The sequence below is a fragment of the Paracidovorax konjaci genome (assembly GCF_900112675.1).
In the GTDB taxonomy this organism is placed as follows: Bacteria; Pseudomonadota; Gammaproteobacteria; order Burkholderiales; family Burkholderiaceae_C; genus Paracidovorax; species Paracidovorax konjaci.
In genome coordinates, this window is record NZ_FOMQ01000005.1 from 114373 (window position 1) to 137173 (window position 22801).

Genomic DNA, 22801 nt, shown 5'->3' on the forward strand with positions numbered 1-22801 from the left:
GCGCACGGGGCCCCTGTCGCCAGGCTCATCCCGCGGCACGTCCGCGGGACGGGTCCATCCCGGTCCGGGAAGCACCAAAGGAGAACAGTGCGTCATAGAGGATCGGGATCAGGCCCAAAGTGACCAGCGTGCCCAGCGCCAGCCCCCCGATCATCGTGATCGCCATGCCCGTCCACAGCGGGCCGGCGAACAGCATCAGCGGAATCAGCCCGACGATGCAGGTCAGCTTGGTCATCACGATGGGCCGCAGGCGCTTGACCGCCGCCGAGACCACCGCCTCGCGCCGGGCCAGGCCCGCGGCCAGCTCGGCCTCGATCCGCTCCAGCAGGAGCACCGCGTTGTTGACGATGATGCCGGCCAGCGCCAGCAGCCCGAAGGTCGCCATGAAGCCGAACGGGTAGCCCGTGATCCAGAGCGCCGCGGCTGCGCCGATGAGCACGAACGGGATGCTGGCGATCACGATGAACAGCTTGCGGAACGAATTGAACTGCCAGATGAAGAGCAGCAATATGGCGCCCAGCGCATGGGGCATGTACTGCAGCAGGGCCTGATTGGCTTCGGCGGAGTCTTCGATCTCGCCGCCCAGCTCGATGCGGTAGCCCGGCGGAAGGGTGATCTGCGCCACCCTGGTCCGCAACGCCGCCACGATCTCACCGGTGGTCAGCGAGGCGTTGTGGCCCGTGACCGTCAAGGCGCGTCCCAAGTTGCGCCGAACGATGGCGGAGGGTTCGCTGGCGCCGCTCACCTGGGCGATCGCCGAGAGCGGCACGGGTGCGCCGCCACCCGGTGGATATACCAGGGTGTCCGCCAGCGTACCGCGGGCGTCGCGGTCGGCCGCGTCGCCACGCAACACGATCGGCGCAGAGGCGCCGTCGTCGCGGATGGCCGAAGCGGTGATTCCGCCATATCGCCACTGCAGTGTCTGCGCGACGTCCTCGCTGCTCAAGCCGGCGCGGCGTGCACGCAGCGGATCCACCTGCACGACGTAGCGCGGCACACGGGCCATCCAGTCGTCATACACGTCCCCTGCGCCAGGCAGGCTGGCCAGCGCCTGGGCGATCTGCCCGCCGACGCTGCGCAGCGTCGCTTCGTCGGGGCCGACCACCCGGTAGATGGCCACGCCGGCCTCCGTGGTGCCCAGGGAGAAGCGCTTGGGCTCCGCCCGGACATGGGGAAACGCTTCGCGCAGATGCTGGCGCGTGCGCGCGATCACCTGGTCGATGTCGGTACCGGGGCGCACGCTGACCGTGAAATACGCGATGTTCGCCGCCGGCAGCGGGGGCGCCAGGCCCAGCACGATGCGCGGGCCGCCGTCGGCGACGTAGCCGATGCTGTCCACGACTTCCGGGTTGGCGCGCGTGTCGGCGAACCAGCGGCCCATCTGCCCCACGGTGCGAAGCGTCTCGCGCGAGTCGCTGCCCGGCTGCAGGGTCACGGGCATCTGGAACTGCAGGCGATCAGACCGCGGCAGGAAGTCATACGGAATCGAGGCCAGGATGGCCACCGCACCCGCCAGCAGGACAAGCATGCTGCCGACGAAGAGCGCCTTGTGCTGCAGCAAGCGGGAGATGACGGCGCGGTAACCCCGGTAGAAGGCAGAGTCGTAGTGGCCTTCGCCTTCGGCATGGCCCGCGTGGGGCCGGGCGAAATGGAAGCACAGCAGCGGCGTCACCGTGATGCTGAGCAGCCAGGACCCGAGCAGGGTCACGGCCAGCACGATCGCCAGCGAACGCAGGTACTCGTTGGTCGATGTCTGACCGAAGAAGAAGGGCGAGAAGGCCAGCACGATCACCAGCGAGGAGGTCAGCAACGGCACCGCCAGCGTGCGCCCGGCCTCGATGCAGGCATGCCGGCGCTCTTCGCCGCTGGCGAGGCGCCGCTCCATGTCCTCCGCGATCACGATGCCGTTGTCCACCAGGAGGCCCAGCGCCAGGATGATCGCGGCGATCGACACGGTCTGCAGCTCCACGCCCAGCCCCCGCATGGCGATGAGCGAGCCGAGGATCGTGAGCGGCACGATGGCGCCCACGATCAGGCCGGTGCGCCACCCCAGGAACAGCATCACCACGGCCATGACGATGACCACCGTCTCGCCCATCACGTGGTGCATCTTGTCCATCTCGCGCTCGACGACATCGGGCTGGAACGTGACCACGTGCTGCTCGAAGCCGACCGGCAGCATCCGCCCGGTCTCCTGCAGTCTGGCGCGCAGCGCCTGGCCGAAAGCCCCGATGTTGTAGCCCTTGGCCATCGACACGGCCACGACCACCGCGGGCTGGCCCTGGTATATGGCCGCGCTTTCCGGCGGGTCGGCGGGCATCACCTGCACGCGGGCCAAATCGCCCAGCGGCATCTCGCGCGTGCCGCCCGCGGCGGGAACCGAGACCAGCGTCTGGCGCAGGTCTTCGGCACTGCGGATCTCGCCCGACGTGGCGACCGTCATGGCCAGCCCGGAGGCGGACACGAGCCCGCCCGGGGTGACGACGTTCTGCGCCTGCAGTTGCTGCACCAGAGCCGCCGGCGCGAGACCCGCCGCGGCCAGGCGGGCGCGGTCGAAGGACACGTAGACCCGGTCTTCCTGCAGGCCGTGGATGCTCACTTTTTCCACGCCGGGAAGCGTGTAGAGCTGCTCGCGCAGGTTTCGGATGGGGCCGCGCATCTCGCTCATCGAGAAGCCCGGCGCGGTGACCGCGACAGAAGCCACGGCCACGCGGCCGAAGTCATCGTCGACGAACGGCCCGAGCGTTCTTGTAGGCAGCGCTGCGCCGGCCTCGCCGGACTTGGCGCGCACGCGCTGCCACAGTCCGGGCAGATCCTTCACGTCGTCATAGGCCGTCAACTGCAGGATGGCGCTGCCCGGACGCACGGTGGTCACGATCTTCTTCAGGCCGGCCACCTCTCGCAAACGCTCTTCCAGCGGCTTGGCGAGCAGGGTTTCGACCTGTTCGGCAGGCATGCCCGCCATGGCGACGGACACCAGGGCATCCCGCACGGTGACCGAGGGCTCTTCCTGCGAAGGGAAATGGAGGAAGGTGAAGACACCGCCCAACAGCAGCAGCACGGCTGCAAAAAAGGTGAGGCGGCTGGCGCCCATGGCAGTGCGGGTCAGGTTCACGAGCCACCTCCATCGGCCAGGCGCGATTCGGACCGGAAGGGCTGCACCTTCTGGCCGTCGGCCAGGAACGCCGCGCCCGCCACCACGACCCGGTCGCCCTTCTTCACGCCCGCGGCCAGTTGCACGCGCTCGCCCTCCACGGGACCGAGTTCCACGGCCTGTTGCCGGACCGTTCCGGCCTGGGGGTCGTAGAGGTAGACGGCACCACGGCCCTGCGCAGGCTGGGGAAGCACGGCCGCCAGCGGCACGGAAAGGGGCCGCTCCGGGCCCGCCAACGCCAGCAGCAGGCTGTCTCCGCTGCGAAGGGGCCCCGCCGCCCGTGCGATGTCGAAGAGCACCTGCACGCTCCCCGCGGTGTCCAGCCGCTCGGAGACGCTGCGCACGCGTAGAACGATGGGCCGCGGGGTCTCGGCGCGTTGCGCCGGGACTTCCTGCCCGGGGGCCAGCGTCCGGGCGGTGTCCTGCGGCAGATAGGCCGTGGCCTGCGGCCGGCCCTGCCCTTCGATCTGCAGCACCGCCTGGCCGGCAGCGGCATCTGCCGCCGGCTGCAGCAGCCGGGCCACGACGCTGCCGTCGAACGGCGCGCGCAGTGCGGCCTGGCCCAGCGCCCGCTGTGCCAGCGCACGGTCTGCGCCGTCCGCCTCCCACTGGGCCTGGGCCGTGTCCAGCGCCACGCGGGCGCTCGTGAGCGTGGCCTGGGAGATGGCGCCGTCAGCGAACATCGCCTGCTGCTGGTCGAGCTGGGAGAGGCGCTCGGCACGCTGCGCCGCAGCGGAACGGAGGCTGGCCTCCGCCTGCTGGAGCCGCAGGCGGATCGGCTGCTCGTCCAGACGGGCCAGCACCTGCCCTTGCCGGACCCGGTCACCGACTTCCACGCCGATGGCGGCAACGCGGCCCCCGGCCTCGAAAGCCAGCGAAGCGCGCTGCTCCTGGCGCACGCTCGCCACGAAGCGGGCCTGTGACTGGCCGGCGAGACCGATGGTTTCGAGCTTGACCGCGCGCGGGCTATCGACCGGTGGCAGGGCGCGCTCGCCGCAGCCGGTCAGCCAGGCCGCCGTGCAGAGGCCGGCAGCACAAAGAAAAAGGTGGAGTTTCACGGGGAATCCTGGGCGTGCGCCGATCAGTACGAATAGGTCAGCGCCGCGGTCGCGGCCACGGTGTTGTCCTGCTTCACGACCGGGCTCCGGGCGGCGTTGTCGAGATAGTGGGTTCCCACCACCTGCAGCGTGCCGGCCCAGTGCGGCGCGAAGCGGTGCTCCCACTGCATGCCCACCGAACCCGCATACAGGCCCGCTCCGGTCGTGAAGGCCTGCAAGCCGGTACGGCCGGCCTGTGCCGCGGTAACGCCGAAGTACGCCTGGTTGAAGCGGCGATCGCCGCCATGGGCATCCAGCGACGCCGAGACAGTGTCGCTGCCGGTCTGGAGCAACTGCACCTCCATGCCCACGCGGTAGCGGTTGCGCCGCGCTGTGTCTCGCAGCGCGAACTCGGCCTCCGCGCTGAGGGACAGCCGCGAGCCGATCTGCTGCACCAGCAAAGTGCGCGCGGTCACCGATCCGGGAACGCGGCCCATCCCCAGCAGCTTGACCGATCCGGGCCGCCAGTTGCTGTCGCGCTCCTGCCGCCCCAGGTCGTAGTGGATCGACTGGGAGAGGTACAGGCCGGAATCGAACTGGTACTGCAGTCCCAGCCCGCGCGAGGTGTCGGCGAACAGGATGCCGCGCTGCACCGACAGGACGGGCACGGGGAGCATGCGCGCATCGCCGGAGCCGGCGTAGCGCGGCGCCCAGGCCGCACCAGCACCGATCGCCAGCTCCGTCTTATCGCCGAATAGCGAATCCTGTGCAGCCAGGGCAGGGCCTGCCGTCGCCAGCAGGGCCAGCACCACCGAACCGGCATGACCGATCCGGGCGGAACGAAGAAGGAACAAGGGTGGCATGGGGAGGACTCCTGGGACGGTTTAGAGGGAAGAAGGAAGGGGCACGCCATAGAAGGCACGAAACAAGTCGATGCGGTTCAGCGCCAGGCTGCGCTGGGCCTGCAGCCGGGACATCGCCGATTGCTCCGCGGCGATGCGCTCCGACAGCAGTTCGGTGCGGTCGGCCTGCTGCGCCTGGGTGCGCCGCGCCCAGCGATCCACGCGGCTTTGCACCCGCGCGTCCTGGTCCGTCTGGCGGCGCAGGGCCTCCACCAGCGTGGTGTGCGCATCGAGCGCATCGGCGACTTCACGGAAGGCCACCTGCACCGCTCTCTCGTACTCGGCCACACCGGCCTGCTGCCGGGTCCACGCCAGGTCGAGGTTCGCGCGGTTGCGGCCGCCATCGAAGATCGGCAGCGCCAGTTGCGGCATGAACGACCACACCCCCGTGCCGCTGCCGAACAGGCCGCCCAGGCTCTGGCTGGCCGTGCCCGCCGAGGTGGTCAACCGGATGGACGGGAAGAACGCTGCCCGCGCGGCGCCAATGTCGGCATGGGCCGCCTGCAGCTCCGCCTCCGCCTGGCGGATGTCGGGACGCAGCAGAAGCTTCTGCGAGTCGAGGTCGCGCAGCGCGTCGAGCGGGGCCTGCGGCCCGGCCAGCGCCTCCATGCCGCCGCCGTCGGGAACGACGTCATAGCCCGCCAGCACCTGAAGCGCGCGCAAGGCCGCGCGATGGGCGTCGGCCGCCTCCAGGGCCGCCACGCGCGCCTGGTCGGACCGGGCCTGCTGCCGGTGCAGGTCGTCCCGCGAGATCAACCCCACCTCGTGGCGACGCACGGCAAAGCGCAGCATGCTGGCGCTGTCGGCATCGATGGCTTGCGCGTGCTCCCGTTCCTGGGCCGCGGCCCGCTCCATGGCGTATGCCCGCAGCACCTCGGCGATCAACGCACCGCGGGCGGCCTCCTGCCCCCGGCGGGAGGCCAGGAAACGCTCCCGGGCAGCATCCGAGAGCGACTTCACCCGGCCGAAAAAGTCCAACTCGAAATCCCCGATGCCCAGCGTCGCGGTGCGCAGGTTCTGCTGGTAGCGCGCATCGAGGTCGGCGTTGTCGAACCTCTGGCGGGCCTGCGCCAGGCCCGCGCTGAGCGCGGGCACGCTGTCGGCACGCTGGATGCGGTATTGGGCACGGGCCGCGTCCACCCGAAGCGCGGCCAGGCGGAAATCGGGGCTGTGGGCCAGCGCGCGGGACACCAGCGGCGCGAGGTCGCGATCGGGTGCGAACGCGGCCAGGAACGCCATCTCCTCGGTGTGGATCTCGGCGCCGGCCCCCGTGCCGCGGGTCGCTGCGGCCAGCGTGTCGCCGGAGAACGTGGAGGGCACGGGCACGATGGGGCGCTCGTAGACCGGTGCCAGCGAGCACCCCCAGAGCGCCCACACGGCCAGCCAAGGCATCACCCAAACGCACGCACGCCGATACCGGTGGCCGATGAAGTGTGGAATCATGATCATGGGTCTGTCGTGTCGAACGGGACCGCAGTGTCATGACCCAAGGTCAAGGTTGCCTTGGCGATTTTTCAAGATTTCATCAAGGTCCGATTCCGATGACGGGAAAAAAAGTGCTGGTGGTGGAGGACGACGCGGACTGCGCGAGCATCCTCGACGCCTATCTGCGCAAAGACGGCTTCGCCATTGCCATTGCCGGCGACGGAGAGCAGGCGCTGGAGCTCTTTCGGCAGTGGCGGCCGGACCTGGTGCTGCTGGACATGATGCTGCCCAGGCTCAGCGGGATCGATGTGCTCTCGGCCATCCGGAGGGCCGGGGACACGCCGGTGATCATGGTGACGGCCATCGGCGACGAGCCGGAGAAGCTGGGCGCGTTGCGCTATGGCGCGGACGACTATGTCGTCAAGCCCTACAGCGCCAGGGAGGTGGTCGCGCGCGTCCATGCGGTGCTGCGGCGGGCCGCGCCGGCCCGCACCGCCGAAGGGCCGCTGCGCCATGGCCCGCTGACCGTCGACATGACCGCCGTCCGTGCGGCGATCGCCGACACCGGCGGCGGGCCGGACACCGTGCTGGACCTCACTCCGACGGAGTTCAACCTGCTCGCCCTGCTGCTCAGGACGCCGTTCAAGGCGTTCACCCGCAGCGAGCTACTGGAGTCCTGCCTGCCGGAGAGCGAAGCGCTCGAACGCGTGGTGGACACGCACATCCACAACCTGCGGCGCAAGCTGGAGCAGCACGGCATCACCGGCGTGCTGGTGACGGTGCGCGCCATCGGATACCGGTTCCAATGAGACTGCGGTGGTTTCGGCGCCCGCAGGAAGCCACGCCGCTGTGGCGGTGGATGGGCGTGCGGATCAGCGCCCTCGCCATCGGTGCCGTGCTGGCCATCGCCGCAGGCATGTGGACCTATTTCCAACTGCGCGAACTGCGCCTGCTGCAGCAATTGCCGGTGCCGGTCAGGGCCGAAGCCCAGCAGCTCCTGAAGCACCCGCATGACAACCAGGCCGCGCTGTGGAGCCTGTTCGAGCGCTACTACGACATCGACTACGTTCTTCCCGGGCTGAGCAATCCGGACTGGCTGACGCTGCTCGTCATGCTCGCGTGCGCCCTGCCTTTCCTGATCCTCTTCGGGCTCCTGGTTTCGCGGCCGCTGTCCCGCCAGTTCAGCCAGGTGGCCCAGGCGGCCCGCCGGGTGGCCGCGGGGGACTTCCGCGCGCGGGCGCAGGTGATCGACAGCGCCCCGCAGGAGCTGGCCGGGCTGGCCGTGGACTTCAACGACATGACCGCGAAGCTGGCGCAGTACGAGCGGGAGGTGCGCGAGTCGAGCGCCATGCTGGCCCACGAGCTGCGCACACCGCTCACGGCGGCCATGGGGTGCGTGCAAGGCATGATGGACGACGTGTTTCCCCGCGACGAGGCCCAGCTGCAGCTCGTGCACCGCCAGCTCGAGCAGATCAACCGGCTGGTCGGCGACCTGCACCTGCTGTCGCTCGCACGGGCCGGCCAGCTCCACCTGGAGCCCGAGCATTTCGACCTGGGAAGCCTCGTGCGGGACCGCTTGCAGTGGGTGCAGGCGGGCTTGGAGAAAGCGGAATTCCGCGTGCAGGTGATGGTGCCCTCCCTCCAGGTCCTGGCCGACCGCGACCGCATCGGCCAGGTGGTGTCCATCCTGATCGACAACGTACTACGCTACGCCGCCAGCGGCCGGTCTCTCGATATCGCGGCATCGGTGGCGCCCGGCACGGTGGTCCTGGCCTTCAGCGACCGCGGCGCCGGCGTGCCCGCGGAGGATCTGCCTCGGCTGCGCGACCGGTTCTGGCGGGCCGACCAGTCCAGGGCGCGGCATTCCGGCGGCTCCGGGCTGGGCCTCGCCATCGCCGCAGCGATATGCCAGGCGCACGGCGGCGCACTGGATTTCCGCGCGCGGCCGGGGGGCGGACTCACGGCGCTGGTGCACCTGCCCCGGGCCTAGCGCCGGCCCGGGCGTCCGGTCTCTTGCTAGGGCTTCTCCGCGTCGCGCCCCGCCCCGCCGCCCGGCGCGATCCCGTGCCGCTGCAGCTTGTCGTACACCGTCTTGCGCGGCATCTTGAGGAGTTCGGCGGCGCGGGCCACGTTGCCTTGCGTGAGGCCCAGCGTGTCGCGCAGCAGCTTGCGTTCGAAGGCATCCACGCGGGCAGCGAGCGAGGGGGCGGATTCGGGGCCGCCGTCCACGGGCTCGACGGGCAGGCCTAGGCACAGGCGCTCCGCGGCGTTGCGCAGTTCGCGCACGTTGCCGGGCCAGTCGTGGGCCAGCCAGGCCGCCAGGTCGCGGTCGTTCCACGCGGGCTCCGGCCGGCCGTGGCGCGCGGCGGCCTGCGCGAGGAAATGGGCCATGAGCAGGGGGATGTCCTGCGGCCGATCGCGCAGCGGCGGCAGGTCGATGGTGGCCACGTGCAGCCGGTAGTAGAGGTCGGCGCGGAACTGGCCGCGCGCCACCCATTGCTTCAGGTCGGCCTTGGCCGCGGCCACGAATCGGCAGGTGATGGGCACGCTCTGGTTGCTGCCCAGGCGTTCGATCTCACGCTCCTGCAGCACGCGCAGCAACCGCAGTTGCAGGGCCTGCGGCATGGATTCGATCTCGTCGAGCAGCAGCGTGCCTTCGTTGGCGTGTTCGATCTTGCCGATGCGCCGCCGCGTGGCGCCCGTGAAGGCCCCGGGCTCGTGGCCGAAGAGTTCGCTCTCGATGATGGTCTCGGGCAGCGCGCCGCAGTTGATGGCCACGAAGGGCCCCGTGCGGCCGCTGGCCGCATGCAGCGCGCGCGCCACCACCTCCTTGCCGGCACCGGTCTCGCCATGCAGCAGCACGTCCACACCCAGCGGCGCGAGCGCCGCCACGCGCCGCCGCACTTCGGCCATGCCCGGCGACTGGCCCACCAGGCCGGCCAGCGGATCGCGCGCCTCGCCCGCGCCGCGCGCGCGCAGCCGCTGCAATTCGTCGGACAGGGCCCGGCGCTCCAGCGCGCGGCGCACGGTGACCAGCAGGCGCTCGGAGGAGAAGGGTTTTTCGATGAAGTCGTAGGCCCCGTCCCGCATGGCCTCCACCGCCATCGCGACGTCGCCGTGCCCGGTGACCAGCACCACGGGCAGCGCGGCGTCCCGCTGGCGCAGCAGGCGCAGCAGCTCCAGGCCGTCCACGCCGGGCATCTGGATGTCGGTCACCACGGCGGCGGGCGGGTCCTCGGCATAGGCATCCAGCGCGGCCTGCGCGTGGGGGAAGGGGCGCACCGGGAAGCTGGCCAGTTCGAGGGCCTGGCCGTAGGCACGGCGCACCAGCGCGTCGTCCTCGATCAGGTAGACGGGGCGCGTGCCCGGGCAAGGGCCATCGGCATCGAAGGTCGCGGTGTCGGTCATGGGCGGGAATCCTCGGGCATGGAACGGGGGGTCAGGTGTCGGGGTGGGCCAGCGGCAGGGCGACGGTGAACTCCGCGCCGCCCTGCGGCAGGTCGGCGGCGGCCAGCGTGCCGCCCATGCCCTCGACGATGATGCGCGAGACGGCCAGCCCCAGGCCGAGCCCCTCGCCCGCCTTGGTGGTGAAGAACGGCTCGAACAGCCGCTCGCGGGCCTCGGGCGCGATGCCGCCGCCGGTGTCGGACACGCGCAGCCGCACCGTGTCGCCCGCCCCCGGGTCGTCCACGGAACAGGCGAAGCGCACCTCGCGCACCGGCCGGTCCTGCACCGCGTCCAGGCCGTTGCGCAGCAGGTTCACCAGCACCTGCTCCAGGCGCGTGGCGTCCGCGCGCACGCACAGGCCGGCGCTGAATTCCTGCACGTCGATGCGCGCCCGCACGGCCGTGCAGCGCGGCGCGAGCAGCATGAGGGCGTGGTCCAGCGCGTCGCGCACGCTGCAGGCCCGCAGCACGGGCGCTTCCTTGCGCACGAAGCTCTTGAGCTGGCGCACGATGCGGCCCATGCGGGCCGCGAGCTGGCCGATCAGGTGCAGGTTCTCGGCCACGTCCTCGCGGCGGCCCTGTCGGTCGAGCGCGATGGCGTTGTCCGAGAGGGTCTGGAGCGCGGCCAGGGGCTGGTTCAGTTCGTGGCTCATGCCGGCCGCCATCTGGCCGAGCACGGCGAGCTTGCCGGCCTGCACGGCCGCGTCGCGCGTACCGCGCAGGATGTGTTCGGCATGCTGCAGATCGCGCACCCGGCCCTGCAGTGCGGTGTTGGCCTCGGTGAGGTCGGCGGTGCGCCGCGCGATCTGCGACTCCAGCATGTCGTGGGCCGCCTGCAGGCGCGCGGCGCTGGCGCGGCGCTCGGCCTGGCCCTGCTGGTCCAGCCGCTGGTAGAGCGCCAGGCCCAGCAGCAGCGCGGCGCAGAGCCCTCCGGCCAGGCCGGCCACCAGGGCTTCCTGGCGGGCCGGATTCTGGTCCACCAGCAGCAGCATCTGCCAGCCCAGCGGGCCGACGTCGCGCGCGGCGAGCAGGAAATCGCGTTCCTGCCCCGCGCGCCGCAGCCGCACCGCCGTGCCGTCGGCGGGCCGGGTGCCGTGGCCATGGTCCAGGGGCAGCAGCGCGTGGCTGCCGTATTGCTGCGCGCCTTCCAGCCGAGCGCGCGCACCGGCGCCGAGCGGGGCGAGCGTGCGGTAACGCCAATCCGCCTCGGTGCTGAGGAAGACGACGCCCTCGCGGTCGGCCAGCAGCACGGTGTCGCCGCCCGCAAAGAGCGCGGCCTCGAACGCGTCGAGCGACATCTTGACCGCCACCACGCCCTGCGCGGGCGCCCCGGCGGGCAGCGGCGCCGCGATGAAATAGCCGGGTTTGCCGGTGGTGGCGCCCACGCCGTAGAACCGGCCGGTCTGCCCCGCCATGGCGGATTCGAAGTACGGGCGGAACCGGTAGTTCTGGCCCACGAAGCTGCTGACCTGCTCCCAGTTGCTGGCGGCGATGGTGAGGCCCCGGGTGTCCATCAGGTAGGCGGCTTCCACGTCGGCCAGGGCCGCGGCCTGCCCCAGGAAGGCGTTGGCGGCCCGCAGGTTGGCGGCATTCGGCCGGCGCAGCGCGGTGCCCACCCCGCCGTCGAGCGCCAGCAGCGCGGGCAGCGCTTCGTTGCGGTGCAGGAGCGATTCGAGGCTCTGGGCGGCGAAGGCCAGCCGCTGGGTGGCGGCGCGCTGCTGGCCGGCGAGCTGGGCCTCCAGCGACCAGCGGTAGGCCAGCGCCCCTGCGCACACGCAGGCGAGCACCGCCAGGCCGGGGATCAGAAGGGAGCGATCGGGTTTCACGCGGAACGGGGAGGAGGCAGCAGGGGGGCGCATCCGGCCGGCGGAGCAGACCGGGCCGGGCCACCGGATGGCGGACGAGGGCGCATTGTGGCGGGAGGTGCGCAGCGCCGGGCGGAGGCTATCACCGTTGACAGGCCCGCCTGTCCGGAAATCCGCACGGGCGGGCGGGCCGCGTGCGGAAAACCGCCGCACATGGCCGGCCGCGGCATCCGCCCCGCGCACGCCGCGCGCCCGCCGGCCCCAATGGCGGCGCGCCCCGGGGGCTCATCCGGCGCGGGGGCGCGCGGCGTGGCACGCAAGCTGCAAAGCATCCGGGCCGCCGCGGCACGCCTTCGGGCCCCGGCCCGCGGCGCCAGCGCATTGATGCACACCCCCCAGGAGACATTCGACATGAAGACGACCCCCGCCACCCCACTCTGCAGCGCCGTGCTGGCCGCCGCCGGCCTGCTGGCCGGCGCAGCCCCCGCGCTCGCCCAGGACTACCCCACCAAGCCCGTGCGCCTGATCGTTCCCTTCGCGCCGGGCGGCACGACCGACATCGTGGCGCGCGTGGTCTCGCAATCGCTCTCCACCACGCTGGGCCAGTCGGTGGTGGTGGACAACAAGGCCGGCGCGGGCGGCGTCGTCGGCGCGACCGAGATCGCGCGCTCGGCACCGGACGGCTACACGCTCGGCGTGGCGACGGTGTCGTCCGTGGCGTCCGCGCCGGCCATCAACCCGGCCGTGAAGTACGACCCGCTGACCGATTTCACGTCGATCGTGAACATGGCGGCCACGCCCAACGTGCTGGCGGTGCACCCGAGCTTCGCGGCCAAGGATTTCAAGTCGTTCATGGCCGAGGTCAAGGCCAAGCCCGGCAAATACGCGTTCGCCACGTCCGGCACGGGCGGCATCGGCCACCTGCAGATGGAGCTGTTCAAGTCGCTGTCGGGCCTGGAGCTGGAGCACATCGGCTACAAGGGCGCGGGCCCGGCGCTCAACGACGCCGTGTCCGGCCAGGTGCCGATGATCTTCGACAACCTGCCCTCCGCCCTGCCCTTCATCAAGGAAAAGCGCCTGATCGCCATCGCCGTGGCGGCGCCGCAGCGCCTGCCGTCGATGCCCGACGTGCCCACGTTCAAGGAAGTCGGCTTCGAGCCCGTCAACCGCATGGCGTTCTACGGCATCCACGGCCCCAAGAACCTGCCGCGCAACGTGGTGGACAAGATCTCGCAGGCCGTGAAGAAGACGCTCGAAGACCCGGCCGTGCGCCAGCGCATCGAGGACACGGGCTCGCTGGTCGTGGGCAACACGCCGGCGGAATTCACGGCGCAGACCAAGGCCGAGTACGAGCTGTACAAGGGCGTGGTCGCCAAGCAGAAGCTGAAGCTGGACTGATCTCGGATGCGGGTCCGCAGGGATGGAGGGCTTTCGGGCCCGCCGGTAACATCGGCTTACGAGTCCTCGCCCTGCTTTCCACCCCCCACCGCACCAGGCAATCGAACATGACCGCATCCAGATTCCTCACCCTCCTCCTCGCGGCGGGGCTGGCAGCCACCAGCGCATCGGCCCAGTTGCTCATCGGCCAGACGGCGGGCTTTTCCGGGCCGGTGGCCGCGGGCGTCCAGGAGGTGACCAAGGGCGCGAAGCTCTACCTCGACGAGGTGAACGAGAACGGCGGCGTGGGCGGCCAGAAGGTCGAGCTGGTGTCGGTGGACGACCGCTTCGATCCGAAGGTCTCGGCCGAGAACGCCCGCAAGCTCATCGAGGAGACGGGCGTGCTCGCGATGTTCCTGACGCGCGGCACGCCGCACACCGAGGCGGTGCTGCCGCTGCTCGACAAGCACGGCGTGCCGCTCGTCGGCCCGTCCACCGGCGCCATGGTGCTCCACCAGCCCGTGCGCAGGCACGTGTTCAACGTGCGGGCTTCCTACCAGCGCGAGGCCGAGCGGGCCATGGGGCACCTGGCGGGCATCGGCATGAACCGCATCGCCCTGCTCACCGTGGACGACAGCTTCGGCAACGACGCGCTGCAGGGCGCGCTGCGCGGCCTCAAGGCCGCCAGGCTGGAGCCGGCCGTGCAGGCCACCTTCGCCCGGGACAAGCCGGATTTCAGCCACATCGCCCCGGCGGTCGCCAAGGAAAACGCCCAGGGCGTGCTGATTGTGGGCACCGCGCTCGCCGTGGCCGACGGCATCGCGGCGATCCGCGCGGCGGGCTCGAAGGCGCAGCTGGTGACGCTGTCGAACAACGCGACCGCGGGCTTCATTGCCGGGCTGGGCGCCAACGCCGCGGGGACCATCGTGACGCAGGTCTTCCCGAACGAGCGCTCCGTGGCGGTGCCGATGGTGAAGGAAGCGCAGGCCCTGGCCAAGAAGCGCGACGTGGCCGGCGGGCTCAGCGGCGCCATGCTGGAAGGCTATGCCTCGGCGAAGGTGCTGGTGGAGGGCTTGCGCCGCGCCGGCCCCAAGCCCACGCGCGCCACGCTGCAGGCATCGCTGGAAGGCCTGCGCAAATTCGACCTGGGCGGCCTGGAAGTGGGGTACACCCCCACGGACCACAGCGGCCTGGACTTCACCGACCTGTCGATCGTCGGCGCGGACGGCCGCTTCCGCCGATAGGCACCCGCCGCCGCGCGGGCCACGCGGCCGCTGGCGCGGCCGTGCCTGCGCTTTTTTCTTCGATCCCCCCGCATGCCGGGCCGGTGCCGCGGGCGCCGCCCTCAAGCTGCCACGCGCGGTGCCGATAAGCCTCCACGGCGTGCCGGCGCCGCGCCCTGCGGCCCTTCGTGCACGGCCGAGCCGCAGACGCAGCGCCGGCGCCGAAAGCCCGTTGCGGCGCGGTGCGGCGCGCGGCGGCGGCAGTTCCCCTTTCGATCTCCGAGACACACAACCATGCGAAATTTCTCTATCGGCGCGCGCCTCGGCGGCGGCTTTGCCCTGGTCCTGGTCCTCATGGCCCTGATGACCGCCTTCGGCCTCTGGCGACTGCAGACCGTCGCGCAGGCCACGCACGAGATGACCCAGCAGCCGCTGGCCAACGAACGCATGATCAGCGACTGGTACCGCTACGTGGACAGCGCCGCGCGCCGCACCACCGCCATCGTGAAGAGCACCGACCCGTCGCTGGCGGCCTTCTTCGCCGAAGACTCGGCCATGACCACGCGCGAATCCGCCAAGCTGGTCGAGAAGATCGAGCCGCTGCTCGACAGCCCCGCCGAGAAGGCCGTCTGGGCCGACATCTCCAAGGCGCGCGCCGCCTACCTGGCCTCGCGCGACCAGGCCGTGAAGGCCAAGGCCGCCGGCCAGGCCGATGAGGCCGAGCGCATCCTGAACCAGGTCTACCTGCCGGCCACGAAGGACTACGTCGCGCTCATCCAGAAGCTGCTGGACCTGCAGCGCTCCGACATCGACGCCACGGCCGGCAACATCCAGGGCATCTATGCGCAAAGCCGCCTGCTGCTGGTGGTGTTCGGCCTGCTCGCGCTCGCGCTGGGCGCGGCCTGCGCGCTGTGGCTCACGCGCGGCATCGTGCGGCCGCTTTCCGAGGCCGTGCGCGTGGCGCGCGCGGTGGCGGCCAGCGACCTGACGAGCCACGTCACCGTCGAGACCTCCGACGAGACGGGCCAGCTCCTGCAGGCGCTCAAGGACATGAACGAGAGCCTCGCGCAGGTGGTGGGGCGCGTGCGCTCGGGCACCGACAGCATCGCCACCGCCTCCAACGAGATCGACGCGGGCAACCAGGATCTGTCGTCGCGCACCGAAGAGCAGGCCAGCTCGCTGCAGCAGACCGCGGCCTCCATGGAAGAGCTGACCAGCACCGTGCGCCAGAACGCCGACAACGCGCGCCAGGCCAACCAGCTCGCGTCGTCCGCGTCGGAGACCGCCACCAAGGGCGGGCAGGTGGTGGCCGGCGTGGTGGACACGATGGGCGCCATCCACGAAAGCAGCCGCAAGATCAGCGACATCATCGGCGTGATCGACGGCATCGCCTTCCAGACCAACATCCTGGCGCTGAACGCGGCCGTGGAAGCGGCCCGCGCGGGCGAGCAGGGCCGCGGTTTCGCCGTGGTGGCCAGCGAAGTGCGCGCCCTGGCGGGCCGCAGCGCGGCCGCCGCCAAGGACATCAAGGGCCTCATCGGCGACTCGGTGTCCAAGGTGTCGGAAGGCTCGCAGCAGGTGGCCGAGGCCGGCCGCACGATGGACGAGATCGTGCAGAGCGTGCAGCGCGTGAGCGACCTCGTGGCCGAGATCAGCGCCGCGAGCGAAGAGCAGAGCCGCGGCATCGACCAGGTGCACCAGGCCGTCTCGCAGATGGACCAGGTGACCCAGCAGAACGCCGCGCTGGTCGAGGAAGCCACCGCCGCCACGGGCTCGCTGAAGGCGCAGGCCTCGCAGCTCGCGCAGGCGGTGAGCGTGTTCCGCATCCCGGCGGGTGTGCAGGCCGCCGGTGCGGTGGCCGCCCGCCCGGCACCCGCCCCCGCATTCCGCGCGCCGGCCGTGCAGGCGGCACGCCCGGCCGTTGCCGCCGCGGCACCGCGCGCCGCTGCCGCGCCCCTGCCCGCCCGGGCCCCGGCCGCGCCGGCCCTGCCGCGCACACCGGCAGCGCCATCGGCCGGCGCATCCCGACCTGCCGCGGCACCCCCCGCCGCACGCGGCGGCGACGACGACTGGGAAACGTTCTGATCCGGCGGTCGGTCCGTCGCCGTCATTGCTATTCAATTGATAGCAAACTATTGAATAAAACCGGCGGCATGGAGCCCAAAACCCTCGGATCGGTGCGCAGGCCTCACAGGAACATGCCGCCCGACGCCTCGATGCGCTGCGCGTTGATCCAGCGGCTGGCCGGCAGCAGCAGCGCGGCGACCACGCCGCCGATGTCGTCCGGCCGGCCCACGCGCCCGAGCGCCGTCTGGGAGGCGATGAAGGCGTTGAGCTGCGCGTTGTCGCGCACCGCGCCGCCGCCGAAGTCGGTCTCGATGGCGCCCGGCGCGACCACGTTCACGGCGATGCCGCGCGGCCCCAGCTCCTTGGCGAGGTAGCGGCTCAGCACTTCCACGGCGCCCTTCATCGCCGCATAGGCCGCGTAGCCCGGCAGCGAGAACCGGGCCAGGCCCGAGGACACGTTCACGATGCGGCCGCCGTCGTTCATGAGCGGCAGCAGCGCCTGCGTGAGGAAGAACACGCCCTTGAAGTGCACGTTCACGAGTTCGTCGAACTGCGCCTCGGTGGTTTCCGCGAACGGCGCGTGCACGCCCATGCCCGCGTTGTTGACGAGGAAGTCGAAGCGCTCGCGCTGCCAGTGCCGGACGAGCACGCCGCGCACCGCCCCGGCGAAGTCCGCGAAGCCGGCGCTCTGGCCCACGTCCAGCGGCAGGGCCACGGCGCGGCGGCCCAGCGCCTCGATGGCGGCCACCACGGCCTGGGCTTCGTCGGCGCGGCTGCGGTAGGTGAGGACCACGTCGATGCCCTGCGCCGCGATCTGCAGCGCCGCATCGCGCCCGAGTCCGCGGCTGCCGCCAGTGACGAGGGCGATGGGTGCGGCGGGGGAAGAGGCAGCGGGGATGGAGGTGAGGGGTGCAGCGGTCATGCGGGCCTTTCGAAAAAGCGGAAAAAGAATGGCGCCAGTCTATTGATCGATTCACTTGCGATAAATCGGCAAAAATCGATCTCTTTGTTCGACCAGAAAGAACAATGGACCCCTTTCAGCGCATGCAGGTGTTCACGCGCGTGGCCGAGCTGGCCAGCTTCACGCAGGCTGCGCTGGCCCTGGCGCTGCCCAAGGCCAGCGTCTCGACGGCCGTGCAATCCCTGGAGTCGGAACTCGGCACGCGGCTGCTGCACCGCACCACCCGGCGGGTGCAGCTCACGCAGGACGGGCAGGCCTATTACGAGCGCTGCAAGGACCTGCTGGCGGACGTGGACGAGCTGCAGTCGATGTTCCAGCACGCCGACGGTGCCAGCCTGCGCGGGCGCGTGCGCATCGACATGTCCACCGGCATGGCGCGCAACGTGGTGGTGCCGCGCCTGCCCGAACTGCTGGCGCGCCACCCCGCGCTGGAACTGGAGCTGAGCAGCACCGAACGCCGCGTGGACGTGGTGCGCGAGGGCTTCGACTGCGTGCTGCGCACGGGGTCGGTGGTGGACAGCAGCCTCGTCGCGCGGCCGCTGGGCGATGCGCGGCTCGCCAACTGCGTGAGCCCGGCCTACCTGCGACGGCACGGCGCGCCGCAGTCGCTGGCCGATCTGGCCGGCCACCGGCTGGTGCACTTCGTCAACACGCTGGGCGCACGCTCCACGGGCTTCGAGGCCGTGGTCGATGGCACCCTGGTGCTCACGCCGATGCAGGGCGCCATCACCGTGAACAACGCCGAGGCCTACATGGCCAGCTGCCTGGCGGGGCTGGGCATCATCCAGGTGCCGCGCCTGGGCGTGGTGGACCTGCTGGCGCGGGGCGAACTGGTGGAGGTGCTGCCCGCGCTGGTCGCGCCACCGATGCCGCTCACGCTGATGTACGCCAACCGCCGCAACCTGCCGCGGCGCGTGCGGACCGTGATGGACTGGCTGGCCGAGGTGGTGGCGGAGCATTGCAGGGAGCAGGACCTGCCGGCGGCACCGCTGGCGCCGTCCTCCCCGGGCCCGTCAAGGCTTCCACCATGAGAGGCCGGGCGGAGCCCCTTCGATCTCCACGACCGAGTGGGAGGACGACCGCGCGGGCGACGCCTCCTCTTGAATCTCCCCTCCGGCCGGGGCCTCGGGCAGCGAAGCGGGCGGCGGGTCCCGTGGTGCGTCTGCCAGTGGCCGCAGGTTCATCGCTTCCTGCCTCGCCAGGACTTTCTCCCGCTGGGCGGCTTTTTCCTTCTGGTCTTCCTTCGCCTTCTGCTTGCGTTCGGTGTAGATCTGCCTCAGCTCCTGGGCAGGCATGAAGTCATGGTAGGTCGGGACGGGGGGCGGGAGTGTTGCGATGTCCACCGCCGCCAGCAGCATCCCGACGTCCTTCACCCCGTCCACGTATTGCAGCTCATGCAGCCTGGCCAGCTCCGGGTTCGGCACGTGGACCGCGGAGGCTTGGGGCAGATCGGGCAGATCGGGCAGGTCCGCAAGCCGCGGTCCCTGCAGACGGGCGAGCCCCGCGCCCGGCGGTGGTTCCGATGGCCCGGCCGCGGGCCGGAAGCACGCGGTGGCGCTGCGGGTGAGCGCGCGGGCCGTGTCGGCCGACGGCACCAGCGCGCGGAAAGAGCCCGCGAAGCGGTTGGAGATGCTGCGGCCCACGGCCCTGCCGTGCGGGTCCGCTCCCGGACGGTGTTCCGCGGGCAGGCTCGCGGGGGCGTGCGCACGGTGCCTGGACGCGTTGGACAGCAGCGACCGGATCGAGCCGGTCATGCGCTCCGAGAACGTGCGGCGCACGGCCCTGCCGGAATCGGAAGGGGTGGCGGAGGGGGCGGAAGGGCGGTCGCGCTCCAGAGAGGGATGGGAGGTGGCGCGGCGCTGGTCTGCGCCCGAAACGTTGGTCACGGCAGGGACTCCGGGGAGGGGGCTCCAGCTTGCCGGTTCCGGAGCGCACGCCGGCCCGCCTCGCGAAGCGCTGCGCCTGCCAGCGAAGTCCGGCGCGCCCGACCGATGGCGCACGCAACAGGCTAGACCCCGAGGAACGACGCGCGCAATGCGGCGTCCGCCGCGAACTGCGCCATCGGCCACTGGCCGCGCACTGCGCCGCGCTCCAGCACACAGGCCCGGTCGGCCACCGCCTCGGCGAACGGCAGGTTCTGCTCCGACAGCAGAATGCCCACGCCCTGCGCCTTGAGCCGCAGGATGGCGCCGGCCATCTGTTCGACGACCACGGGCGCCACGCCTTCGGAGGGCTCGTCCAGCAGCACCACGAGCGGCTGGCCCATGAGCGTGCGCGCCACGGTGAGCATCTGCTGCTCGCCGCCGCTCATGCGCCCGCCCGGGCGCCGCGGCATCTCGCCCAGGTTCGGGAAGAGCGCGAACAGCGCCTCGGGCGTCCACACGGGCGCGGCGGTGCCGTCGGGCCAACGGCGCGGCGGCTGCCGGCCCACGTCCAGGTTCTCCAGCACCGTGAGGTCGGTGAAGATGCGGCGGTCCTCGGGCACGTAGCCCAGGCCCGCCCGCGCGATGCGGTAGGGCGGCAGTGCGGAGACGTCGCGGCCCAGCAGGCGCACCGTGCCCTCGCGCCGCGCGATCAGCCCCGCGATCGCCTTGAGCGTGGTGGACTTGCCCGCGCCGTTGCGCCCCATGAGCGCCACCACTTCGCCGCGGCCCACCTCCAGCGCCACGCCGTCCAGGATCTGCGCGGCGCCGTACCAAGCGCATAGCCCCTCGACCTGCAGAAGCGGCGGCGGCGCGCTCATGACGCGGCCTCCGCGCGCGCCTGGGCCAGCCGCCCGCTGCCCAGGTAGGCGGCCTGCACGCGTGCATCGGCCTGGATCGCGGCGGGCGGCCCTTCGGCCAGCAGCCGGCCGCGCACCAGCACCAGCACCCGGTCGGCATGCCGGAACACGACGTCCATGCTGTGCTCGGTGAACAGCACCCCCATGCGGCGTTCGGTGGCCAGCGCGCGCGTGAGCGCCATGAGCGACTGGCGCTCGGCCGGCGCCATGCCGGCCGTGGGCTCGTCCATCAGCAGCAGCTGCGGGCCGTGGGCGAGGGCCATCGCCAGCTCCACGCGCTTCACGTCGCCATAGGCCAGTTCGCGGCAGGGCCGGTCGGCCTGTGCGCGCAGGCCCAGGCGCTCCAGCAGGGCCAGCGCGTCGTCCGGCCGGTGGTCGGTGGCGCGGCGCCAGAAGCGGAACACCCGGCCATCGGCCGCGAGCAGCGCCATCTGCACGTTCTGCAGCACGCTGAGCGAGGCGAAGGTCTCGGCGATCTGGAACGTGCGCCCCACGCCCCGGCGCCAGATGGCGCGCGGCGGCAGGCCGGTGATGTCGCGCCCCGCCAGGCGCACCGTGCCCGCATCGGGCGCGAGCTGGCCGCCCACCAGGTTGAAGGTGGTGGACTTGCCCGCGCCGTTGGGCCCGATGAGCGCGAGCAGCTCGCCCGGCGCCACCGTGAACCCCACGCCATCCACCGCCTGCACCCCCCCGAAGGCCTTGGCGAGGCCGCGCACTTCGAGCAGGCTCATGGCGCGGCCTTCCGGCGCCGCGGCAGCGCGCCCGCGATGCCCCGCGGAAACAGCAGCACCAGCGCCAGCAGCGTGCCGCCGAGCACGGCGCGCCAGTAGTCGGTCTCGCGCGCGAGCGTGTCGTGCAGCCCCGTGAACACGGCCGCACCCACGAGCGGCCCGGCCAGCGACTGCACGCCGCCCAGCAGCACCATCACGAGGCCGTCCACCGACCGGCCGACCGAGAGCGCTTCGGGCGAGACGCCGCCCTTGGAGAGCGCGTACAGCGCGCCGGCCAGCCCGGCGGCCATGCCCATCGCGACGAAGGCCGCCCACTGCAGGCGCCGCACGTCGATGCCGATCGCATCGGCCCGCAGCGCCGAATCGCGCGCGGCGCGCAGCGCCATGCCGAAGGGCGCATGCAGGAGGCGCCGCAGCCACCACACGCCGCCCGCCACGCAGGCCAGCGTGAGCAGGTAGAAGGCCGGCCCGCGGGCCAGCCAGCCCTCGGGCCACACGCCCGTGATGCCGTTGCTGCCGCCGGTGACGGCGTCCCACTGGAAGGCGATGGCCCAGGAAATCTGCGCGAACGCGAGCGTGAGCATGGCCAGGTACACCCCCGAGAGCCGCACGCAGAACCAGCCGTAGACCACGGCGAAGAGCCCCGCCGCCACGGGCGCGAGCGGCAGCGCGGCCGCCGCCGGCAGGCCCGCCGCGCGCACCAGCAGCGCCACGGCATACGCGCCGACCCCGAAATACGCCGCGTGGCCGAACGAATGCAGGCCCGCGGGCCCCATCAGCGCGTGCAGGCTGGCGGCGAAGAGCGCCGCCACGAGCACGTCCTGCGCGAGCACCGTGGCGTAGGGCCAGGCGCCGGCGGCGAGCGGCAGCAGCGCCAGAGCCGCGACCAGCACTGCCCAGCCCGCCCGCGCGGCACCGCGGGCGGATGCCGCGGGCGGCGCCTCCCCGCCCGCGTCGCCCGCCACGCGCTGCGGCACCTGGGCGCGCCCCAGCAGCCCCCAGGGCCGCCAGACCAGCACGGCCGCCATCACGAGGAATTCGACCACCAGCGTCAGCTTGGAGAACGACACGGCCACGCCCGCGATCTCCACCACGCCGAGCCAGATGCAGACCGCCTTGAGCTGCGCGACGAGCAGCGCGGCCACGAAGGCGCCGGGCAGCGAGCCCATGCCGCCCACGACGACCACCACGAAGGCCGAGCCGATGGTGTTCAGGTCCATCTCCAGGTTCGCGGGCTCGCGCGGCAGCTGCAGCGCGCCGCCCAGCCCGGCCAGCAGCGCGCCGAGCGCGAACACCGAGGTGAACAGCCACGCCTGGTTCACGCCCAGGGCGCCCACCATCTCGCGGTCCTGCGTGGCCGCGCGCAGCAGCGTGCCCCAGCGCGTGCGGTGCAGCAGCAGCCACAGCAGCGCCAGCACCACCGGCCCCACGGCGATCAGGAACAGGTCGTACGCCGGGAAGCGCCGGCCCAGCAGGTCCACGGCGCCCTCCAGCCCCGGCGCACGCGGGCCGAACAGTTCCTCGGGCCCGAAGGCCCAGAGCACGGCATCCTTGATGACCAGCACCAGCGCGAAGGTGGCCAGCAGCTGGAACAGCTCCGGCGCGCGGTAGATGCGGCGCAGCACCGCCATCTCGACCACCGCGCCCAGCAGCCCGACGGCCAGTGGCGCAAGCAGCAGCGCCGGCCAGAAACCGAGGGTGCCGCCCAGGCGCTCCACCAGCGCATAGGCAGCGTAGAGGCCGAGCATCGTGAACGAGCCGTGCGCGAAATTGACGATGCGCGTCACGCCGAAGATGAGCGACAGCCCCGCCGCCACGAGGAACAGCGTGGAGGCGCCCGCCAGCCCGTTCAGCAGCTGGAGCGCGAGGCCGGAGAGGTCCATGCGGCGCG

Annotated in this window: 17 protein-coding genes; 6 read left to right on the forward strand and 11 right to left on the reverse strand. The window is 71.9% G+C overall.

What is annotated here, in order from left to right:
- Positions 1-25 precede the first annotated feature (25 nt).
- The 4 genes from BM144_RS09080 to BM144_RS09095 are packed head-to-tail and all read right to left on the reverse strand — an operon-like array spanning position 26 to position 6542.
- Positions 26-3115 (reverse strand): efflux RND transporter permease subunit, encoded by a 3090-nt coding sequence (locus tag BM144_RS09080; protein ID WP_092951366.1) that lies wholly within the window; start codon positions 3113-3115, stop codon positions 26-28.
- On the reverse strand, positions 3112-4212 hold the full coding sequence (locus BM144_RS09085) for an efflux RND transporter periplasmic adaptor subunit (RefSeq protein WP_092951368.1): 1101 nt from the start codon (positions 4210-4212) through the stop codon (positions 3112-3114). Before BM144_RS09085 ends, BM144_RS09080 begins: the two co-directional genes overlap by 4 nt.
- A gap of 23 nt (positions 4213-4235) precedes the next feature.
- Positions 4236-5054, reverse strand: coding sequence for a MipA/OmpV family protein (locus tag BM144_RS09090; protein WP_092951370.1), 819 nt, complete (start codon positions 5052-5054; stop codon positions 4236-4238).
- Between the two features lie 21 nt (positions 5055-5075).
- Positions 5076-6542 (reverse strand): efflux transporter outer membrane subunit, encoded by a 1467-nt coding sequence (locus BM144_RS09095; protein ID WP_217644337.1) that lies wholly within the window; start codon positions 6540-6542, stop codon positions 5076-5078.
- 92 nt (positions 6543-6634) lie between these two features.
- On the opposite strand from BM144_RS09095, the gene BM144_RS09100 reads away from it, so the two are divergent.
- Both BM144_RS09100 and BM144_RS09105 read left to right on the forward strand, forming a co-directional pair.
- Positions 6635-7327, forward strand: a complete 693-nt coding sequence (locus tag BM144_RS09100) for a response regulator (protein ID WP_092951372.1) — start codon at positions 6635-6637, stop codon at positions 7325-7327.
- Positions 7324-8508, forward strand: coding sequence for a sensor histidine kinase (locus BM144_RS09105; RefSeq protein WP_092951374.1), 1185 nt, complete (start codon positions 7324-7326; stop codon positions 8506-8508). Before BM144_RS09100 ends, BM144_RS09105 begins: the two co-directional genes overlap by 4 nt.
- A gap of 26 nt (positions 8509-8534) precedes the next feature.
- On the opposite strand, the gene BM144_RS09110 is transcribed toward BM144_RS09105, so the two are convergent.
- Positions 8535-9926: a sigma-54-dependent transcriptional regulator gene (locus BM144_RS09110; protein ID WP_092951376.1), complete on the reverse strand. Its 1392-nt coding sequence runs from the start codon at positions 9924-9926 to the stop codon at positions 8535-8537.
- Positions 9927-9957: 31 nt separating this feature from the next.
- On the reverse strand, positions 9958-11790 hold the full coding sequence (locus BM144_RS09115; protein WP_092951378.1) for a sensor histidine kinase: 1833 nt from the start codon (positions 11788-11790) through the stop codon (positions 9958-9960).
- Positions 11791-12180: 390 nt separating this feature from the next.
- Between BM144_RS09115 and BM144_RS09120 the strand changes: the two genes are divergently transcribed.
- The 3 genes from BM144_RS09120 (at position 12181) to BM144_RS09130 (ending at position 16454) form a co-directional block, all read left to right on the forward strand.
- Positions 12181-13167, forward strand: a complete 987-nt coding sequence (locus BM144_RS09120; RefSeq protein WP_092951833.1) for a tripartite tricarboxylate transporter substrate binding protein BugE — start codon at positions 12181-12183, stop codon at positions 13165-13167.
- Between the two features lie 107 nt (positions 13168-13274).
- Complete coding sequence (locus tag BM144_RS09125; RefSeq protein WP_092951380.1) at positions 13275-14390, forward strand: ABC transporter substrate-binding protein; 1116 nt, start codon at positions 13275-13277, stop codon at positions 14388-14390.
- 273 nt (positions 14391-14663) lie between these two features.
- Positions 14664-16454, forward strand: coding sequence for a methyl-accepting chemotaxis protein (locus BM144_RS09130; protein ID WP_092951382.1), 1791 nt, complete (start codon positions 14664-14666; stop codon positions 16452-16454).
- Positions 16455-16557: 103 nt separating this feature from the next.
- On the opposite strand, the gene BM144_RS09135 is transcribed toward BM144_RS09130, so the two are convergent.
- Entirely contained in the window at positions 16558-17358 is an 801-nt protein-coding gene (locus tag BM144_RS09135) for an SDR family NAD(P)-dependent oxidoreductase (RefSeq protein ID WP_092951384.1), read from the reverse strand.
- Positions 17359-17462: 104 nt separating this feature from the next.
- On the opposite strand from BM144_RS09135, the gene BM144_RS09140 reads away from it, so the two are divergent.
- On the forward strand, positions 17463-18428 hold the full coding sequence (locus tag BM144_RS09140) for a LysR family transcriptional regulator (RefSeq protein WP_092951386.1): 966 nt from the start codon (positions 17463-17465) through the stop codon (positions 18426-18428).
- On the opposite strand, the gene BM144_RS09145 is transcribed toward BM144_RS09140, so the two are convergent.
- The 4 genes from BM144_RS09145 to BM144_RS09160 all read right to left on the reverse strand — a co-directional run bounded on the left by BM144_RS09145 (position 18411) and on the right by BM144_RS09160 (position 22793).
- The gene (locus BM144_RS09145) at positions 18411-19283 is read right to left on the reverse strand and encodes a hypothetical protein (protein ID WP_139225683.1); all 873 of its coding nucleotides are present in this window, start codon (positions 19281-19283) and stop codon (positions 18411-18413) included. The genes BM144_RS09140 and BM144_RS09145 overlap by 18 nt on opposite strands.
- A gap of 122 nt (positions 19284-19405) precedes the next feature.
- The gene (locus BM144_RS09150) at positions 19406-20140 is read right to left on the reverse strand and encodes an ABC transporter ATP-binding protein (RefSeq protein WP_092951390.1); all 735 of its coding nucleotides are present in this window, start codon (positions 20138-20140) and stop codon (positions 19406-19408) included.
- Complete coding sequence (locus BM144_RS09155; protein WP_092951392.1) at positions 20137-20910, reverse strand: ABC transporter ATP-binding protein; 774 nt, start codon at positions 20908-20910, stop codon at positions 20137-20139. The genes BM144_RS09150 and BM144_RS09155 overlap by 4 nt, the downstream gene beginning before the upstream one ends.
- Positions 20907-22793: an ABC transporter permease gene (locus BM144_RS09160; RefSeq protein ID WP_092951394.1), complete on the reverse strand. Its 1887-nt coding sequence runs from the start codon at positions 22791-22793 to the stop codon at positions 20907-20909. The genes BM144_RS09155 and BM144_RS09160 overlap by 4 nt, the downstream gene beginning before the upstream one ends.
- Positions 22794-22801: the final 8 nt, after the last annotated feature.

What these genes read in the sequence shown, in the direction of transcription:
- BM144_RS09095 (WP_217644337.1), bottom strand. Translation starts at nt 6,542, where the DNA reads ATGATCATGATTCCACACTTCATCGGCCACCGGTATCGGCGTGCGTGC.
- BM144_RS09160 (WP_092951394.1), bottom strand. Translation starts at nt 22,793, where the DNA reads ATGGACCTCTCCGGCCTCGCGCTCCAGCTGCTGAACGGGCTGGCGGGC.
- BM144_RS09130 (WP_092951382.1), top strand. Translation starts at nt 14,664, where the DNA reads ATGCGAAATTTCTCTATCGGCGCGCGCCTCGGCGGCGGCTTTGCCCTG.
- BM144_RS09155 (WP_092951392.1), bottom strand. Translation starts at nt 20,910, where the DNA reads ATGAGCCTGCTCGAAGTGCGCGGCCTCGCCAAGGCCTTCGGGGGGGTG.
- BM144_RS09120 (WP_092951833.1), top strand. Translation starts at nt 12,181, where the DNA reads ATGAAGACGACCCCCGCCACCCCACTCTGCAGCGCCGTGCTGGCCGCC.
- BM144_RS09150 (WP_092951390.1), bottom strand. Translation starts at nt 20,140, where the DNA reads ATGAGCGCGCCGCCGCCGCTTCTGCAGGTCGAGGGGCTATGCGCTTGG.
- BM144_RS09110 (WP_092951376.1), bottom strand. Translation starts at nt 9,926, where the DNA reads ATGACCGACACCGCGACCTTCGATGCCGATGGCCCTTGCCCGGGCACG.
- BM144_RS09105 (WP_092951374.1), top strand. Translation starts at nt 7,324, where the DNA reads ATGAGACTGCGGTGGTTTCGGCGCCCGCAGGAAGCCACGCCGCTGTGG.
- BM144_RS09125 (WP_092951380.1), top strand. Translation starts at nt 13,275, where the DNA reads ATGACCGCATCCAGATTCCTCACCCTCCTCCTCGCGGCGGGGCTGGCA.
- BM144_RS09135 (WP_092951384.1), bottom strand. Translation starts at nt 17,358, where the DNA reads ATGACCGCTGCACCCCTCACCTCCATCCCCGCTGCCTCTTCCCCCGCC.
- BM144_RS09100 (WP_092951372.1), top strand. Translation starts at nt 6,635, where the DNA reads ATGACGGGAAAAAAAGTGCTGGTGGTGGAGGACGACGCGGACTGCGCG.
- BM144_RS09140 (WP_092951386.1), top strand. Translation starts at nt 17,463, where the DNA reads ATGGACCCCTTTCAGCGCATGCAGGTGTTCACGCGCGTGGCCGAGCTG.
- BM144_RS09090 (WP_092951370.1), bottom strand. Translation starts at nt 5,054, where the DNA reads ATGCCACCCTTGTTCCTTCTTCGTTCCGCCCGGATCGGTCATGCCGGT.